The 16,564-nt window shown below is 68.3% G+C and carries 16 protein-coding genes; 6 read left to right on the top strand and 10 right to left on the bottom strand.

What is annotated here, in order from left to right; genetic code table 11:
* Position 1: 1 nt before the first annotated feature.
* The 5 genes from ABIA65_RS22415 to ABIA65_RS22395 form a co-directional block, all read right to left on the bottom strand.
* Positions 2-922, bottom strand: a complete 921-nt coding sequence (locus ABIA65_RS22415) for a M56 family metallopeptidase (protein WP_241399845.1) — start codon at positions 920-922, stop codon at positions 2-4.
* A complete protein-coding gene (locus ABIA65_RS22410; RefSeq protein ID WP_354524946.1) occupies positions 919-1,314 on the bottom strand; it encodes a BlaI/MecI/CopY family transcriptional regulator in 396 nt (131 codons plus the stop codon). The genes ABIA65_RS22415 and ABIA65_RS22410 overlap by 4 nt, the downstream gene beginning before the upstream one ends.
* A gap of 87 nt (positions 1,315-1,401) precedes the next feature.
* Positions 1,402-2,106, bottom strand: coding sequence for an HNH endonuclease family protein (locus ABIA65_RS22405; protein WP_241399848.1), 705 nt, complete (start codon positions 2,104-2,106; stop codon positions 1,402-1,404).
* Complete coding sequence (gene recG, locus ABIA65_RS22400; RefSeq protein ID WP_241399849.1) at positions 2,103-4,352, bottom strand: ATP-dependent DNA helicase RecG; 2,250 nt, start codon at positions 4,350-4,352, stop codon at positions 2,103-2,105. The genes ABIA65_RS22405 and recG overlap by 4 nt, the downstream gene beginning before the upstream one ends.
* 2 nt (positions 4,353-4,354) lie before the next feature.
* On the bottom strand, positions 4,355-6,010 hold the full coding sequence (locus tag ABIA65_RS22395) for a fatty acid kinase ATP-binding subunit FakA (RefSeq protein WP_241399850.1): 1,656 nt from the start codon (positions 6,008-6,010) through the stop codon (positions 4,355-4,357).
* A gap of 191 nt (positions 6,011-6,201) precedes the next feature.
* Here ABIA65_RS22395 and rpmB point away from each other — a divergent pair, with 191 nt between their 5' ends.
* Positions 6,202-6,396, top strand: coding sequence for a 50S ribosomal protein L28 (rpmB, locus tag ABIA65_RS22390; protein WP_241399851.1), 195 nt, complete (start codon positions 6,202-6,204; stop codon positions 6,394-6,396).
* A 54-nt stretch (positions 6,397-6,450) separates the two neighbouring features.
* Here the strand turns inward: rpmB and ABIA65_RS22385 are convergent, their stop codons facing one another.
* Positions 6,451-7,134: a uracil-DNA glycosylase gene (locus ABIA65_RS22385; protein WP_241399852.1), complete on the bottom strand. Its 684-nt coding sequence runs from the start codon at positions 7,132-7,134 to the stop codon at positions 6,451-6,453.
* A gap of 28 nt (positions 7,135-7,162) precedes the next feature.
* Positions 7,163-8,152 carry a thiamine-phosphate kinase gene (locus ABIA65_RS22380; RefSeq protein ID WP_241399853.1) on the bottom strand — a complete coding sequence of 330 codons (990 nt, stop codon included), beginning with the start codon at positions 8,150-8,152 and terminating at the stop codon, positions 7,163-7,165.
* Positions 8,153-8,257: 105 nt separating this feature from the next.
* Between ABIA65_RS22380 and ABIA65_RS22375 the strand changes: the two genes are divergently transcribed.
* Together ABIA65_RS22375 and ABIA65_RS22370 are read left to right on the top strand one after the other, a co-directional pair.
* Entirely contained in the window at positions 8,258-8,500 is a 243-nt protein-coding gene (locus ABIA65_RS22375) for an Lrp/AsnC ligand binding domain-containing protein (RefSeq protein WP_241399854.1), read from the top strand.
* A 68-nt stretch (positions 8,501-8,568) separates the two neighbouring features.
* Positions 8,569-9,069 (top strand): DUF3515 domain-containing protein, encoded by a 501-nt coding sequence (locus ABIA65_RS22370; RefSeq protein ID WP_354525201.1) that lies wholly within the window; start codon positions 8,569-8,571, stop codon positions 9,067-9,069.
* A 34-nt stretch (positions 9,070-9,103) separates the two neighbouring features.
* Here ABIA65_RS22370 and ABIA65_RS22365 read toward each other — a convergent pair whose 3' ends face one another.
* From ABIA65_RS22365 to ABIA65_RS22355, 3 genes are read right to left on the bottom strand one after another with little or no spacing between them, the layout of a single operon-like run.
* Entirely contained in the window at positions 9,104-10,207 is a 1,104-nt protein-coding gene (locus ABIA65_RS22365) for a D-alanine--D-alanine ligase family protein (RefSeq protein ID WP_354524945.1), read from the bottom strand.
* Positions 10,208-10,227: 20 nt separating this feature from the next.
* Entirely contained in the window at positions 10,228-11,337 is a 1,110-nt protein-coding gene (locus ABIA65_RS22360) for a cystathionine gamma-lyase (protein ID WP_241399858.1), read from the bottom strand.
* A 2-nt stretch (positions 11,338-11,339) separates the two neighbouring features.
* Positions 11,340-12,338: an NAD(P)H-dependent glycerol-3-phosphate dehydrogenase gene (locus ABIA65_RS22355; RefSeq protein WP_241399859.1), complete on the bottom strand. Its 999-nt coding sequence runs from the start codon at positions 12,336-12,338 to the stop codon at positions 11,340-11,342.
* 67 nt (positions 12,339-12,405) lie between these two features.
* Between ABIA65_RS22355 and cofC the strand changes: the two genes are divergently transcribed.
* The 3 genes from cofC (at position 12,406) to mutT1 (ending at position 16,311) form a co-directional block, all read left to right on the top strand.
* A complete protein-coding gene (cofC, locus tag ABIA65_RS22350) occupies positions 12,406-13,086 on the top strand; it encodes a 2-phospho-L-lactate guanylyltransferase (protein WP_354525200.1) in 681 nt (226 codons plus the stop codon).
* 36 nt (positions 13,087-13,122) lie between these two features.
* Entirely contained in the window at positions 13,123-15,297 is a 2,175-nt protein-coding gene (locus tag ABIA65_RS22345; RefSeq protein ID WP_354524944.1) for an RNA degradosome polyphosphate kinase, read from the top strand.
* 72 nt (positions 15,298-15,369) lie between these two features.
* Entirely contained in the window at positions 15,370-16,311 is a 942-nt protein-coding gene (gene mutT1, locus ABIA65_RS22340; protein ID WP_354524943.1) for an 8-oxo-(d)GTP phosphatase MutT1, read from the top strand.
* Positions 16,312-16,564 lie beyond the last annotated feature (253 nt).

Raw genomic sequence — 16,564 nt, 5'->3', positions numbered from 1 at the left:
ATCAGTGGTGACAGACCACATTGATCACGATGGGCGCGGTGACCGTCACGGTCATCGTGGCCGCCACCAACGCCTGGTGACACCAACGCGTCCCGCTGTGCACCGGGTCCAGTAGCCGGTTGGCACGCGCGGCCACTGCTGTGGCGGCGACCGCAAGACCTCCGGTGCGCACCGGTAGTGGGCCGGCCAGCATGACCATCCCCGCCACGAGTGATGTCGTGCCGTGACGACGGACCGCCGCGTCATCGGCACACATCTCCAACAGTTCGGTGACCGCCGCGGCGCCGCGTGTGAACAGCGGCAGACGCGTCAGGCTGCCTGCGAGCGCGCGCAACACCATCACGACGTGGTGATGCCGCCCGGAGATGTGGGCGTCCTCGTGCGCGAGCACCGCCGCGAGCTGCGAGTCGTCGAGCGCCTCCATTGCCGCCGTGGTGACCACGATGGCATTCGGCCGGCCCACAACGCAGTACGCGGCCGGCCGCGCGGCGGGCACCACGAAGACGTCGGGCCGCCCGGTGGGCACTCCGATGATTCGGGCGGCGTGAGCGTGCTCTCGACTCAGCGACCGCGAGCCCAGCACCGATCTACTCACCTTCACCGTCACGACCGTCGAGATCACCAGGCCCGCAATGATGAGAACCGCCAAACTCAAGCGTCCCGGAGTCGCCACTCGTTCGGGCATACCGAGAAGTTCCAGGCACAGCACCACTGCCGAGGAACCCTCAAGCCCGCGCAGGCCCGTCACGACGATGAGCGTGATCGCCGCCGTCCATGCGAGCAGCGCTCCGACGATGGCCGTCAACCACGCGGCGACACCGAGTCGCGGGCTCATGCCACGGCGAGTGAGCCGTGCCAGCAGCGGCGGCGACAACCACGTCACCATGGCTGCGTAGACCAACAGGCAGGCAGCGGTTGTCATCGACGCCGCTTGGGGCTGTCGGAATGGCGCGGTGCCGCTTTCTCCCGAAGCGCCGCCTTCAACTGAGCGGACTCCTCGGCGGTCATCTGCTCGACGAAGAACGCGAGAACCGCCTCACGGTCGCCGCCATCGCTGAACGCCGCGCGCATCAGGTTGGCCGAGCGCTCCTCCCGCGTCATCATCGGCCAGTACCGGTACGCCTTGCCCTCGCGTTCCCGCCTCACCCAGCCCTTGCGGTGCAGGTTGTCCAGCGTCGAGAGCACGGTCGTGTAGGCGATCTGACGTGTGTCGGCCAGCTCCTCGAAGACCTGGCGAACGGTCACGCCGTCCTCGCGGTCCCACACCCGTTCCATGACAGTTGCCTCGAGGTCACCGAATCCTCGCTGCTGCATCCCTACCTCCCGGCCGTCTCCCACAATCTAGCCGCAGTCCACCGTCCCGCAGGCGCTCCGCGCGCAGTCGAGGCAGCCGATGTCTGCTCAGCCCACCGGGCACGTCGCCGCACCCTCGCGCAGCACCACCGCCGAGCGCTGGTCGATCGGCAGCCCGTATCCGCGCAGCACGTCGGCGAACTGCACCGAGTACTGGCACCAGAAGGCTTGATTGGGCGGCATCCAGTCGGCGGGCTCGGAATCGCCCTTGTCCTGGTTCGCGCCGCCCGCGACCGCCAGCAGGTTGGCCGGGTCGTTGGCGAACCGCACCCGCATCTCGTCGGTCCAGTCCCGGGCGCCGAGATCCCACGCCAACGCCAACGGGACGAGGTGATCGATCTGCACCGACGCGCCCACCTGATTGCCACGCGTGAACGAGATCACCGCATTGGTGTAGGGGTCATGCAGCGCCCCGGTGGCCACAGCGCTCGGGCACCGCTTGATGGCGACGTAGACCTTGTCGACGAGGTCGCGGTCGAGGATGTCATTGCGGGTGTCGCACCCGTTGTGGCCGCCGGGCGCGCTGTTGTCATCGGTCCACGATTCGCCGAACGCGGCCCGGCGGTAGTCGTGGCCACGGGTGCGGGTCGGGATCACCGCCACACCAGCCAGCACGTCGGCACCGGCGGTGACGGTGGGCATATCGGCCGACGCGACGAACATCTCGGAGCGCTCGCGAGAGGCGGCCACCGTTTGATAGGCGACGGCCACCGAGAGGATCACCGCCGCCGTGAGCCAGGCCAGCCGCTTCACGCCTTGTCCAGGTACTCGACGCGCTCGGTGTCGGTGAACGGGGCGGCGAGGGCCTGAAGTCCCCGATGCTGCACCAGCCTCGGATCCTCCGCATAGACCGACTGGGCGAACGTGCGCGCCGCCTCGATGACCTCGCGATGCTCGGCCAGGGACAGCAGCCGGAGCGTGATGGGCCTACCGGACTGGTTGAGCCCCAACACATCTCCCTCACGCCGCTCGGCGAGGTCGAGATCAGCCAGCTCGAATCCGTCCAGCGTGCCCGCGACCGCACGCAGGCGCGTGCCTGCCTTGGAACCCTCCGGCATGTTGGTGGCCAGCAGGCATAGGCTCGGATGCTCACCGCGACCGATGCGCCCCCGCAACTGGTGCAGCTGGCTGATACCGAACCGGTCGGCGTCCATCACCACCATGACGGTGGCATTGGGCACGTCGACGCCGACCTCGATCACGGTGGTGCACACCAGCACGTCGATGTCACCGGCGCGGAAGGCCGACATCACCGCATCCTTCTCGTCACCGGAGAGCCTGCCGTGCATCAGCCCAAGGCGCAGTCCGGCCAGCTCGCCGCCCCGCAGCCCCTCGTACATCTCGATGACGGTCTTGGGGGGTGGCCCGGGCGGCGCCTTCCCGTCCTGGCCCGGCGCGGCCCCGTCGTCGTCGGCCTCGTCGATACGGGAGGCCACCACGTACGCCTGGCGCCCCGCGGCGACCTCCTCGCGAACGCGCAGCCATGCCCTTCCCAGCCACGACCTCTGGCGCTCCTCGCGCATGAAGATCGTGTTGGTGGAGATGGGCTGGCGCCCACGCGGCAGCTCACGCAGCACCGATGTCTCGAGGTCACCGTAGACGGTCAACGCGACCGTACGCGGGATGGGCGTGGCGGTCATCACCAGAAGATGCGGCGTGATACCGCCGGCGGCCTTGGCGCGCAGCCGATCCCGCTGCGCGACGCCGAAGCGGTGCTGCTCGTCGACGACGACGAGACCGAGATTGTGGAACTCGACATCGTCCTGGATCAGCGCATGCGTTCCGATGACGATACCCGCGTCACCGCAGGCGATCTCATCACGCGCTCGCCGCTTCTGTTGTGCGGTCATCGATCCGGTGAGCAGGGCCACCCGGGTGGCGCCCGCCTCACCCCCGAGCTCACCGGCCATGGCCAACGGGCCGAGGACCTGGCGGATGGACCGGGCATGTTGGACCGCAAGCACTTCGGTGGGAGCCAGCAGGGCGCACTGGAATCCGCTGTCCACCATCTGCGCCATCGCGAGAACCGACACGATGGTCTTGCCGGAGCCGACCTCACCCTGCAGCATCCGATGCATCGGTTTGGTGTCGGCCAGTTCGGCCGAGAGCACCTCCAGCACGGAGCGCTGGCCTGCGGTCAGTTCGAACGGCAACTGCTCGCCCAGTGCGGCCAGGACACCGCCGCCGCGCGCAGGGGCTGGCGGGCCCGTCTCGCCGAGTTCGCCGTTGCGGCGCACCACCAGCGCCCACTGCAGGCCGACGGCCTCGTCGAACGCCAGGCGCTCGGTGGCGCGTTCCCTGTCGTCGGGGCTCTCGGCGAGGTGGATGGCACGAAGTGCCTCGTCCTCCGACATCAGATCCCAGTGCTCCCGAATCGATTCCGGCAGCGGATCATCGATGGGGTCGAGCACGTCGAGGACCTGGCGGACACACGCGTAGATATCCCAGCTCTGCACCTTGGCGCTGGCGGGATAGATCGGGAAGTAGTCCCGTTCGAACGCCGACATGTCGAGTTCGCCGTCGTCCGTCTTCGATGACGCAGCGATCGTCGCCAGATTCTTCGAACCTCTGCCCTGGCCCGCTCCCTCGAGGATCAGGAACGCCGGATGCGTCAACTGCATGGCACCCCTGAAGAATCCGACCTCGCCCGACAGCATCAGTCGGGTGCCCTCCACGAGCGTCTTCTTGGTGTACTTGGCGTTGAAGAAGGTGGCGGTCACCTTGGGGTTGCGGTCGCGCAGCGTCACCACCAGGTACTCACGCCTCGGCTGCCGGTTGGTGTACCGGATGTCGGCGCGCGCAATGGTGTCGACGAAAGTGATGTGCTCGCCCTCCTCGGGCAGCTCCCCGTCGTCACCGAGCACCGACATGCCGTGGCTGTACTTGCGCGGGTAGTGCCGCAGCAGGTCGTTCACGGTGACGATGCCGAAGTGCTCCTCAAGGGCCTTCGCCGACTTGGCGCCGATCACGTGCGTCAAGGCGTCGGTGAGCGCAACCACGTCTACTCCACTCCGATCAGCAGCACGTCGCCGCGATGTCCCGTGTGGTAGATGACGATCTCGGCGCCGAGATGCTGGCGATGGACGTGTTCCTGCAGTGCCGGTCCGACGTCGGCGCCAACGTCGACGCCAGTGAGAACGGTGACGAGTTCACCACCGGAGACCAGCAGGAGGTCGATGAGCCCCGCGCCCGCGGCGACCACGTCATCACCGACGATCAGTACCTCGTCACCCGCGATGCCGAGACCGTCACCGGGCTTGCATGCCCCGGCCCACGTCAGCGCCTCCTCCGTCGCCAGCCGCACCGAACCGAGCCGGGCCCCGCCTGCGGCGCGCGCCATGGTGTAGCCGTCGTCGACGGCCTCGCGGGCGGGATCGTGCACGGCCAACGCGGCCAGACCCGCCACCATGGATCCAGTCGGCACCGGGACGACGTCGATACCCCATCCGATGGCCGCCGTGCAGCCTGCGACCAGTTCCTCCGCGGCCACATAACCGTTGGGCAGCACCATGACCTGCCCGGCCCCGGTGTCGATGAGTGCGTGCAGTAGATCGTGCGCTGTGACGGGTCCCTGTCCGTCGGGTTGCAGCACCCCAGCCCCCTCGCCGGCGAACAGTTCCCGCGCCCCGTCCCCGTCGGTGACCGCGAGCACAGCCCGGCTTCGGCTCCAGACCCCCGCGGGCCGGCCGGCCGAACCAGCCGAGAGCGCGGTCACCTGAATACGACTTGGCGTACCGAGGTCAAGCGCCGCCTCAATGGCAGCACCACCGTCATCGGCGTGGACGTGCACCGAGTACTGCGCCGCGGTGTCTCCGCCCGCACCCGACGCGGCGATCACCACGGAGTCACCGAGACTCTCGAGACGCTTGCGGAGTGCTTCAACGCCCGCGTGATCGCATCCGCTCAGCAGATACATCACCTCGAACTGCGGCGGCGCCCCGACGGACCGCGGAGTGGGGGCAGCTCCCGTGAACTCGGCCGAGGCGCCCCCATAGGCACGGCGGTGCGGCGCCTGACCGGTCACGGTGGCAGTCATCGCATCGAGGAGTACCAGTAGTCCGCGGCCTCCCGCATCCACCACGCCGGCTGCGGCGAGCACGTCGAGTTGCTGTGTGGTCGCTTCCAGGGCGGCCGCCGCCGCATCGGATGCCGCGACGACCATCACGGCCAGGTCGGCGCCCTCTGCGGCGACGGACTCGGCGGCACTCGCCGCGGCCTGCAGGACTGACAGAATGGTGCCCGCGACGCTTCCGCCCACCGACGCGACGACCAGCTCGACGGCGTGCCGCAGACCTGCACGCAACGCGGCGGTGTCCAGGGTTGAGCGGGTACCGGAGGATTCGGGGGTGGCCTCGGCGGTCGCCTCCGCGAGCCCGCGCAGGATCTGCGACAGGATCACCCCGGAATTGCCGCGCGCGCCGCGCAGTGCGCCGTCTGCCAGCGCCGCGATGACGGCCGTCGGGTCATCGCCCACCTCGGGTGCGTCTGCCTGGACACATGCCGAACGCATGGTGAACAGCATGTTCGTGCCGGTGTCGGCATCGGCGACAGGGAAGACGTTGAGCCGGTTGATCTCGTCCGTGTGCGCGACCAGTCCGTCGAGTGCGCAGTGAGCCCAGGCACGCAAGGCGGCCGCATCCAGCAGACGACCCGACATGCCACCTCCAACACTTCGCGGTGGGGTTGAGCCTAACCTCGGTCGCTGACACCACCACGCGCGTCGGTGTCCGCAGCGGTGGCCGTGACAGCCATTTTGGCGATAACCGGGCCGCCCGGTATCCTGGTCAGGTTGTTGGGTCACCCGCGTTGCGGTTGTTGACCCCCCAAGTACTGATTGAGGAGTTCGAGATGGCTGCCGTGTGCGATATCTGCAACAAGGGCCCTGGCTTCGGTAAGTCCGTGTCGCACTCTCACCGTCGGACCAGCCGTCGCTGGAACCCGAACATCCAGACGGTGCGCGCCGTGGACCGCCCGGGCGGCAACAAGAAGCGCGTCAACGTCTGCACGTCCTGCATCAAGGCCGGCAAGGTCGCCCGGGGCTAAGTGCCCCACAGCTGGGCGCCCGACATCTGGGCGCCTGCTCTTCTGCACGCCGAGCTACGGCAGTCGCCAGTCGATCTGCTCTGACCCCAACCGGGTGAGCAGCTCGTTGGTTCGGCTGAACGGCCGCGATCCGAAGAATCCTCGCGACGCCGAGAGCGGCGACGGGTGAACCGACTCGATCGTCGCGCACCGCTCACCGCTCAACATGGGCTTCAGTGTCGCCGCATCGCGTCCCCACAGCACCGCGACAAGCGGCTGTGGACGCGCCACTAGCGCTTGGATCGCGCATTCGGTCACCGCCTCCCACCCCTTACCCCGGTGCGACGCCGGTGTGCCGGGGCGCACCGTGAGCACTCTGTTCAGCATCATCACGCCGCGCTGTGACCATGGCGTCAGATCCCCCGTCGACGGCGCCGGGTGGCCCAGGTCGGTGGCGTACTCCTTGAAGATGTTGGTCAGGCTCCTCGGCAACGGACGCACGTCGGGCGCGACCGAGAAGCTCAACCCGATCGCGTGGCCCGGTGTCGGGTACGGGTCCTGACCCACGATCAGCACCCGCACCTCGTCGAATGGAAACGTGAACGCGCGCAGCACGTTCTCGCCCGCGGGGAGGTATCCCTGACCGGCGGCGATCTCGGCGCGCAGGAACTCCCCCATCTCGGCGACGCGACCGGCCACGGGTTGCAGTGCACGGGCCCAGCCCGATTCGACGACTTCGTGAAGGGGACGCGCGGTCATGGTGGGTCAACCTATCTGGTGGCGACGATCAGAACGACTGCCAGCCCGGACTTCCGCGCCACGCCGAACCGTCGACCAGCACGCGGGCGGGGCCGTCGAGAACCACCCCGATACGACGCCATCCCGCCGGTGGCGCTGCCGGGAACGTCGCGACGAGCGCATGGTCCTCGCCGCCGCCGAGCACCCACGCCCATGGGTCGTGACCCGTCACCGTTGCCAGCGCGGCCAGAGCGTCGTGGTCAGCCGCCAACGCCGCCGTCGCCACGTCGATCCCGACACCTGACGCGTCGGCGATGTGCCCGAGGTCGGCGATGAGTCCATCGGAGACGTCGGTCATCGCGGTGGCTCCGGCATCCGCGGCGGCCCGACCCTGCCCGTAGGGCACCTCAGGCACGAGATGCCTGCGACGCAGGTCCTCGAAGTCGGCTTCACTACCGGAGTCGTCCACACGGCCCGCGCCCGTGAGGCACACCTGATAGCCCGCGGCGGACCGGCCGAGATCCCCTGCCACGGCCAGTGTGTCCCCCGGTCGGGCACCCCGCAGCAGAACGGGCGCGCGGCCGGCGAGGTCCCCCAGCGCCGTCACCGATATCACCCACTGCGGCGCCGTCACCAGGTCGCCGCCGGCGATCCCGGCGCCGCTGCGGTCCGCCTCCGCCCACATGCCGTCTGACAGAGCAAGCGCGTCCTCGGCCGCTGTGTCCCCCGGAGCGCCGAAGGACACCACGAACGCCGTTGCGACCGCGCCCATCGCCTCGATATCCGCGGCGTTCTGAGCGATGGCCTTGCGGCCGATGTCATGCGGTGTCGACCAGTCGAGCCGGAAGTGTCTGCCCTCCACGAGCATATCGGTCGACACGACGGTACGACCGTCGGCGGCAGTCACCACCGCAGCGTCATCACCCGGTCCGACCACCACCGAACTCGGTTGGCGGCGATCGGCGACCAGCCGGTCGATGACCCCGAACTCGCCGAGGCCTGCCAATGTCGGCGTGCCGCCGTCTGTGTCGTCGCTCATATGTCCTCCCGCGTGCGATCTTCCTGCCCTGAACACCGGCGCGACCTGCGGTACCTTTGGTCCCTGCGGCGTGGAGTCTATGCAGCGACACGGAGGTGACAGCGGGTGGTCGAGGCTTTCATGCTGATCCAGACCGAGGTGGGTCGCGCCGAGATCGTCGCCGAAACGCTGGCGAGCCTGCCCGGGGTGCTGTCCTCCGAATACGTCACCGGCCCCTATGACGTCATCGTGCGCATAGGCGCCGCCACCGCGGCCGAGTTGACGTCGACCATCGCGCCGAGCGTGCAGCAGGTGACCGGCATCACCCGCACCCTGACCTGTCCGGTGGCCGGCGGAGCCCTGCCCTAGCCGCGTCTTAGAGTTGCCTGGTGACCGACAACGGACCCGACGAACACGATGGACCGCCAAGGGCTCTGATGATCGCCGCACTGGCCGTCGCCGCGCTCGCGGTGGTCGCCCTGCTCGTCGTCGCGGCGGTCCGGGAGGTACCCGAGCAGCCCCGCCCCGTGGCCCTCGCAGGGGTGCCCGCGCCACAGGCCGACGACGACGCGTGCCGGGCCCTGCACGATGCGCTGCCCGAGAGCCTCGGTGAGTACCAGCGCGCGACGCTCGTCGATCCCGCACCCGTCGGCGCCGCCGCGTGGCAGAGCGAGTCTCAACCGGAGCCGGTCGTCCTGCGCTGTGGCTTGGAGCGGCCTGTCGACTTCGTGGCGGGCACGCCGGTGCAGGCCGTGGACGATGTGGACTGGTTCCGCATCGGCGAGCAGGACCGCAGTACCTGGATCGCGGTGGACCGGCCGGTCTACGTCGCCCTGACGCTGCCCGACGGCTCGGGACCAACCCCGATTCAGCTGATCTCGTCAGCCATCGCCAGCGCGATGCCGGAAGTGCCGATCAAACCCGGCCCGCTCCGCTGATTCCCGGGTCGCTCCGCTCAGGCCCGCCGGTGCGTTAGCGCAAGCCTGTGCCGCGGACCATCGCGGTGTCGACCATGGTGGCCAGCAGCGTCGGGTAGTCGACTCCGCTCGCGGCCCACATCCGGGGGTACATCGAGATTGTGGTGAACCCGGGCATCGTGTTGATCTCGTTGATCACCGGTCCGTCGTCGGTGAGGAAGAAGTCGACGCGGGCCAGCCCCTGGCAGTCGATGGCGCGGAACGCCCGGATCGCCAATTGCCGGATCTCGTCGGCGATGTCGTCGTCAACCTTGGCGGGCACGTCGAGTTCCGCGGCGTCGTCGAGGTACTTGGTCTCGAAGTCGTAGAACGCGTCCTCCCGGCCCCGCACCCCAGCCACCCGGATCTCGCCGACGGTACTGGCTTCGACTGAGCCGTCAGGCAATTCGAGTACACCGCACTCGAGTTCGCGTCCCGGGATGGCCGCCTCGACAATGACCTTCGGGTCGTGTCTGCGGGCAAGTTCGATGGCCGAGGGAAGCTGGTCCCACGCCGTCACGCGGCTGACGCCGATCGACGAGCCGCCACGTGCGGGCTTGACGAACACGGGCAGGCCGAGGCGTTCACGGTCCTCGAGTTGCACCGTTTGGTCACCGGACCGCAGCACCACCTGATCGCCGATCGGAAGGCCCTCGGCGGCCAGGAGCTTCTTGGTGAACTCCTTGTCCATTCCCGCGGCACTGGCCAGCACTCCGGCCCCGACATAGGGCACTCCGGCGAGTTCGAGCAGGCCCTGAATGGTGCCGTCCTCCCCGTAGGGGCCGTGCAGAACCGGGAACACCACGTCGACGGCGGCGAGCATCTCCCCCGCGCCCTCACCCACGGACAGCAGCTGTCCGCGTCGGGCCGGATCGGCGGTCAGAGCCAATTCGGCGCCTGAACTCGCGCTCACCTGCGGAAGGTGGCCGTCTGTGATCGCGAGGGTCTCGGGCCGACCGTCGGTGAGCACCCAGGCCCCCTCCGGCGTTATGCCGACGGCGACCACCTCGAACCTCTCTGGATCGAGGTTGCGCAGGATGCTGCCTGCGGAAACGCAGGAGATCGCGTGCTCTGAGCTGCGTCCGCCGTAGACGACGGCGACGCGGGTGCGGGCAGTCACAACCTAGAGAGGCTACCGGGTCAGGACGACGGGAGCGTCCGCTCGAGGTCGGCAAGCAGGTCATCGGTGTCCTCGATCCCCATCGACAGCCGCGCGAAACCCTCGCTCACCGGGTCGCCCCAGCGCGCCCGTCGGTCGACTGACGTGTGGATGCCGCCGAAACTGGTCGCCGCCACCAGCAGCGCGCTGCGTTCGGCGAGGGCGTGCACGGCAGCCGCATCGGCGAGTTCGATGGCGACCAGGGAACCGAAGCGCTTCATCTGGGCACGTGCGACATCGTGAGACGGATCGTCGGGCAGCCCGGGGTACCGCACGGCGCGCACCGCGGGGTGCGCCCGCAGCATGGTGGCGACCGCCATCGCGTTGTGGCACTGCCGTTCGAAGCGCAGCCCCGCGGTGCCGATGCTGCGCAGCGCCAGCCACGCCTCGAAGGGTCCCAGGATCGCGCCCGCCAGCAGTCGCTCGCGTTCGACCGCCGCCATCAACGCGGGCTGGCTGCCCGCGACGTAGCCGGCGACCAGATCACTGTGCCCTGACAGCCCCTTGGTGGCGCTGGCCACCACGAGGTCGGCGCCCAGCGAGAGTGGTTGCTGGCCAAGCGGAGTCGGCGCGGTGTTGTCGACGACCAGTACCGCACCCTTGCCACGGCAGACGCTCGCGAGGCGGTACAGATCCACGACATCGAGGGTGGGATTCACAGGGGTCTCGACCAACACCACATCCGCGCTCTGCGCCGCGGCGCACATGTCGGCGGCCGCCGCCTCGATGACGGTGACTCCCAGTGCCGCAAGGTTTTCGCTGGCATATCGTCGCACCTGGTAATAGCCGTCGGCGGGCACGACGAGCGTGGAACCGGGTTTGGCGAGCACCCGCAGCACAGACGTGATCGCAGCCATTCCCGAACCGAACACCAACGCCGAGGTGGCGCTCTCGAGAGCGGCGAGCGCCGATTCCAGCAGCCGCCAGGTGGGATTGGACGCTCGACCGTAGTAGTCCAGCGGCGCCGACTCGTCCGCCGATAAGTGATAGGCGGCTGCGGGCACCGGTGGCGGTGTCACGGTGTCGCCAGGGACCGCTGGCGCGCCGGATGCGGTCACGCTGCGCGTGGAGTCCCCATAGCGGCCGTCCATCACTACTCCGGTTTCGTGCTGCGTCCCAGCAGCAGTACAACGGCCTCGTCGACGGACAACCCCTTGTGGCAGACCCGGTTCACCGCGTCCGTCAGTGGCATCTCGACGTCGTAGCTCGATGCCAGGGCGAGCACCGACTCAGACGACGTCACACCCTCGGCGACGTGCCCGCCCGCGGCCAGCAATGCCGATTCCATGGTGCCGCCCCGGCCAAGGCGCTCGCCGAAGCCGCGGTTGCGCGAATGCGGTGACGTACACGTGGCGACCAGGTCGCCCACGCCGGCGAGACCGGCGAGAGTTGCGCCCTTTGCACCCAACGCGATACCCAGCCGCATGATCTCCGCCAGGCCGCGGGTGATGATGGCCGCCGCGGTGTTCTCCCCGAGCCCGACACCCGCCGCCATGCCGCATGCGAGGGCGATGACGTTCTTGCAGGCCCCACCGATCTCGGCGCCGACCACGTCGGCATTGGTGTAGGGCCGGAAGTACCCGGTGGAGAAGGCGCGCTGAAGTGCGACGGCGCGGCCGGAGTCCGTACACGCGACCACCGTCGCCGCGGGCTGCTCATCGGCGATCTCACTGGCGAGATTCGGGCCCGTGACGACCGCGACCCGGTCCGGGGTGACATTGGTGACCGCGACGATGACCTGACTCATACGCATGAGCGTGTTCAGTTCGATGCCCTTGGCCACGCTCACCAGCGTGGCGTCGTCGCCGATGTGCCCGCGCCACCCCTCGAGGTTGCCGCGCAACGTCTGGGACGGTACGGCGAGCAGGACCGTGCACGCGCCCTGCAGCGCGTCGGCTGGGTCGCTGGTGGCGCGGATGCCCGTGGGCAGCTCGACGTCGCCGAGATACGCCGAGTTCCTGCGAGTGCCGTTGATCTCGTCGGCCAGCTCAGGACGCCGCGTCCACAACCTGACGTCATTCCCCGCATCCGCGAGGACCTTCGCGAGCGCCGTCCCCCACGCTCCCGCACCCATCACTGCCGCTTCGACCACGGGAACAAATCTAGCCTCCTGGCACATTGTTCTTCGCGTGACCGCTCATCACCGCGCTACTGGCAGGATGGCAGGCATGAGCGGCAACACGGCCCGCGCCTCGACCGACGTCGGGGTGATCATCGCGGTCAAGCGACTGTCTCATGCCAAGACGAGACTCACCCCGGTGTTCCCCGCCCCGGACCGAAGCGCACTGGTGCTGGCCATGCTGGTCGACACCATCACGGCGGCCGCTGCGGTCCCCGCCGTGAGCACTATCACCGTCGTGACACCCGATGCGGCCGCGGCGGACGCCGCGCGCAGGCTCGGCGCGCGCATCGTCGCGGATCCGACGCCCGACGGACACCCGGACCCGCTCAACACCGCGCTGACGACGGCCGAGGCGGCCGTACGGGAAACGACGCCGAACGTGGCCGTCCTTCAGGGTGATCTACCCGCACTGCAGGCACGCGAGTTGGCACAGGCACTCACAGCTGCCCGTGCCAACACGCGCAGCTTCGTCAGCGACCGACACGGCAGCGGTACCGCCGCACTGTTCGCATTCGGAGTTCCGCTCGATCCCAGATTCGGCTCCAATTCCGCACGGCGGCATGAGGATTCGGGCGCGATAGCACTCGTCAGGGAGTGGCCCGGATTGCGTTGCGATATCGACACTCCCGAGGATCTTGCGGCAGCGCTGCGGCTCGGTGTCGGCACCGCGACGAAGCGGACGGTCGCCGATCTGGAGGTGCCGGGCGGCGATCGGTGATTCCGCACACCTAGCACTGCGTGTGGACCATGGGGGATGATCGGTGGTGTGACCGACGCCGAGACCCGAATCGCCGATACCGAGTGGTTGTCGGGAAGCACGGCCCCCAACGTGCCGCCCGCCGCCACCGCGGACGCGACGACGCACCAACTCGATCGACTGCCCGACGACCGGTACCTCAATCGGGAGCTGAGCTGGCTCGACTTCAACGCGCGCGTGCTCTCGCTGGCCGCAGATCCGTCACTGCCCCTGTTGGAGCGCGCCAAGTTCCTGGCGATCTTCGCCTCCAACCTCGATGAGTTCTACATGGTGCGAGTCGCCGGCCTCAAGCGTCGCGACGAGATGGGGCTGTCCGTCCGCTCCGCCGACGGTCTCTCACCGCGTGAGCAGTTGCGCCGCATCGGTGAGCGGACCCAGCAGATCGCCACCCGGCACGCCAAGGTCTTCGGCGAGCTGATCCGGCCCGCGCTCGCCGAGCAGGGCATCTCCATCGTCACGTGGAGCGAGCTCGACGAATCCGAGCGCCAGCGCCTGTCCACCTACTTCCACGAGCAGGTGTTCCCGGTGTTGACACCGCTGGCGGTGGACCCGGCCCACCCGTTCCCGTTCGTGAGCGGGCTCAGCCTGAACCTGGCGATCACGGTCAAACACCCCGATGACGGTGGTCAGCACTTCGCCCGAATCAAGGTGCCCGACAACGTCGATCGCTTCGTCGAACTCCGTCCGCGCGAGGACGAGCCCGGCGGCGCGCGGTTCCTGCCCATGGAGGAACTGATCGCCGCGTTCCTCTCGGTGCTGTTCCCGGGGCTCGAGATCGTTGAGCATCACGCCTTCCGGATCACCCGAAACGCGGACTTCGAGGTCGAGGAGGACCGCGACGAGGATCTGCTGCAGGCACTGGAGCGAGAACTCGCGCGGCGGCGGTTCGGCTCACCGGTGCGCCTCGAGATCGCCGACGACATGACCGAGAACATGCTCGAGCTTCTGCTGCGCGAACTCGACGTCCACCCTGGCGATGTCATCGAGGTGGCAGGCCTGCTCGATCTCTCGTCGCTATGGCAGATCTACGGCGTGGACAGACCCGACCTCAAGGATCCACCGTTCGTGCCCGCCACACCGCCTGCATTCGGCGAACGCGAGACACCCAAGAGCATCTTCTCGACCCTGCGCGACGGAGACGTCCTCGTGCACCACCCATACGACTCGTTCTCAACCACCGTGCAGCGCTTCATCGAGCAGGCCGCGGCGGACCCGAACGTGCTGGCCATCAAGCAGACTCTGTATCGCACCTCCGGCGACTCCCCCATCGTCAACGCCCTCATCGACGCGGCCGAAGCGGGCAAGCAGGTGGTCGCCCTTGTGGAGATCAAGGCCCGCTTCGACGAACAGGCCAACATCAAGTGGGCTCGCGCACTTGAGCAGGCCGGCGTGCACGTGGTGTACGGCCTCATCGGGCTCAAGACGCACTGCAAGACCTGCCTGGTGGTGCGGCGCGAGGGTTCAACGATCCGCCGCTACTGCCATATCGGCACAGGCAACTACAACCCGAAGACGGCGCGACTCTACGAGGATGTCGGCCTGTTGACGGCCTCACCCGATATCGGCGCCGATCTGACCGATCTGTTCAATTCGCTGACCGGATACTCCCGCAAGGTCTCCTACCGCAACCTTCTGGTCGCGCCGCACAGTGTGCGCAAGGGCATCATCGAGCGCATCGACCGCGAGATCGCCGCGCATCGCGACGGCGCCGAGGCCCGGATCAGGTTGAAGGCCAACGCACTGGTGGACGAGCAGGTGATCGACGCCCTGTACCGGGCATCGCAGGCCGGTGTGCGCGTCGAGGTCGTGGTGCGCGGGATCTGCGCGCTGCGCCCCGGTGAGCCCGGCTTCTCCGAGAACATCTCGGTGCGATCGATTCTGGGCCGCTTCCTAGAGCACTCGCGAATTATTCACTTCCGCGCCATCGATGAGTTCTGGATCGGCAGTGCCGACATGATGCATCGTAATCTCGACCGTCGAGTCGAGGTCATGGCACAGGTGAAGGATCCGAGGTTGACCGCTCAGCTCAACGACATGTTCGAGTCGGCGATGGATCCCGCAACCAGGTGCTGGGAACTCGGTACCGACGGCCGCTGGACGGCATTGCCGCTCGCGGGCCAGACGGTTCGCGATCACCAGGTGTCGATGATGGAGCGTCACCGTCAGCGGTGACGTGGCGATGTGGCCTAGGGCCGGCCTGGGAGCGTGGCTTCCAGCGGCCCCTGATGACCTGCAGGAGTAGAGGTGTCGAAGAAGTCTGGGGCCACCGGCAAGGACGGCTCGGGCGTCGCGATACCCGCCGCTGGCGCGGTGTTGTGGCGGCCCAGCACGGCTGACGGTGCGGCCACCGACGCGGTGGAGGTCGCTCTCGTTCACCGACCTCGCTACGACGACTGGTCATTACCCAAGGGGAAGCTCGATCCCGGCGAGACCGAGCCTGTCGCCGCCGTGCGCGAGGTCGAGGAGGAGACCGGCTACGCCGCAGAGCTCGGCAGACGTTTGGCGTCGGTGAGCTATCCCGTGGAGCAGAACACCAAGAGGGTGCGCTACTGGGCGGCTCGCGCGCTGGGCGGAGAGTTCGTGCCCAACTCGGAGGTCGACGAACTGCTCTGGTTGCCGGTCAGCGCGGCGATGAAGCGCCTTCAGTACCCGCACGATCGGAAGGTGCTGCGGCGCTTCGCCAAGCATCCAGCCAACACTCGAACCGTGCTGATCGTTCGGCACGCCGTCGCAGGCAACAAGGCCCGCTACAAGGGCAACGACAACGAGCGACCGCTCGACAAGAGAGGCCGGGCGCAGGCCGAGTCACTGGTCGGGCTGTTGTTGGCGTTCGGCGCCACCGATCTCCACGCGGCCCCGCGCACGCGCTGTCACCAAACGCTCGAGCCGATGGCCGAGGAGTTGGGTGTGATGATCACCGACGAGCCCACGTTGTCCGAGGAGGCCTACGCCGATGACCCCGAGGCTGGGCGCCTGCGGCTGGCCGAGATCGCGAAGTCCGATGCAACACCGGTGATCTGTACCCAGGGCAAGGTGATCCCAGACCTCATCGCGTGGTGGTGCGACCGTGATGGTGTGCGGCCGGACAAGTCACGAAATCGAAAGGGCAGCACCTGGGTGCTGACACTGGCGAACGACACCCTCGTGGCCGCTGACCACATCGGCAGCCCGCTGGCGCGGGGTTAGTCAGGCCAGACCGAGAAACGCGCCGCGGATCAAATGATCCACGGCGCGTTCCCTGCCGGAACTGAATCCGGGCTGATGTCTGCCGGTTTAGCGGCGGCCCTTCTTGGCGGCCGGAGCTGCCTTCTTGGCAACAGCCTTCTTGACTGCGGCCTTCTTGGCGGCCGGAGCCGCCTTCTTGGCAACAGCCTTCTTGACTGCGGCCTTCTTGACGGCCGGAGCCGCCTTCTTGGCAACAGCCTTCTTGACTGCGGCC

Origin of the sequence: Mycolicibacterium sp. 624 (assembly GCF_040548615.1) — a bacterium.
Taxonomy (GTDB): Bacteria; Actinomycetota; Actinomycetes; order Mycobacteriales; family Mycobacteriaceae; genus Mycobacterium.
Note: the sequence above shows the minus strand (reverse complement) of the source record. Positions and strands in the feature narration are given on the sequence as shown.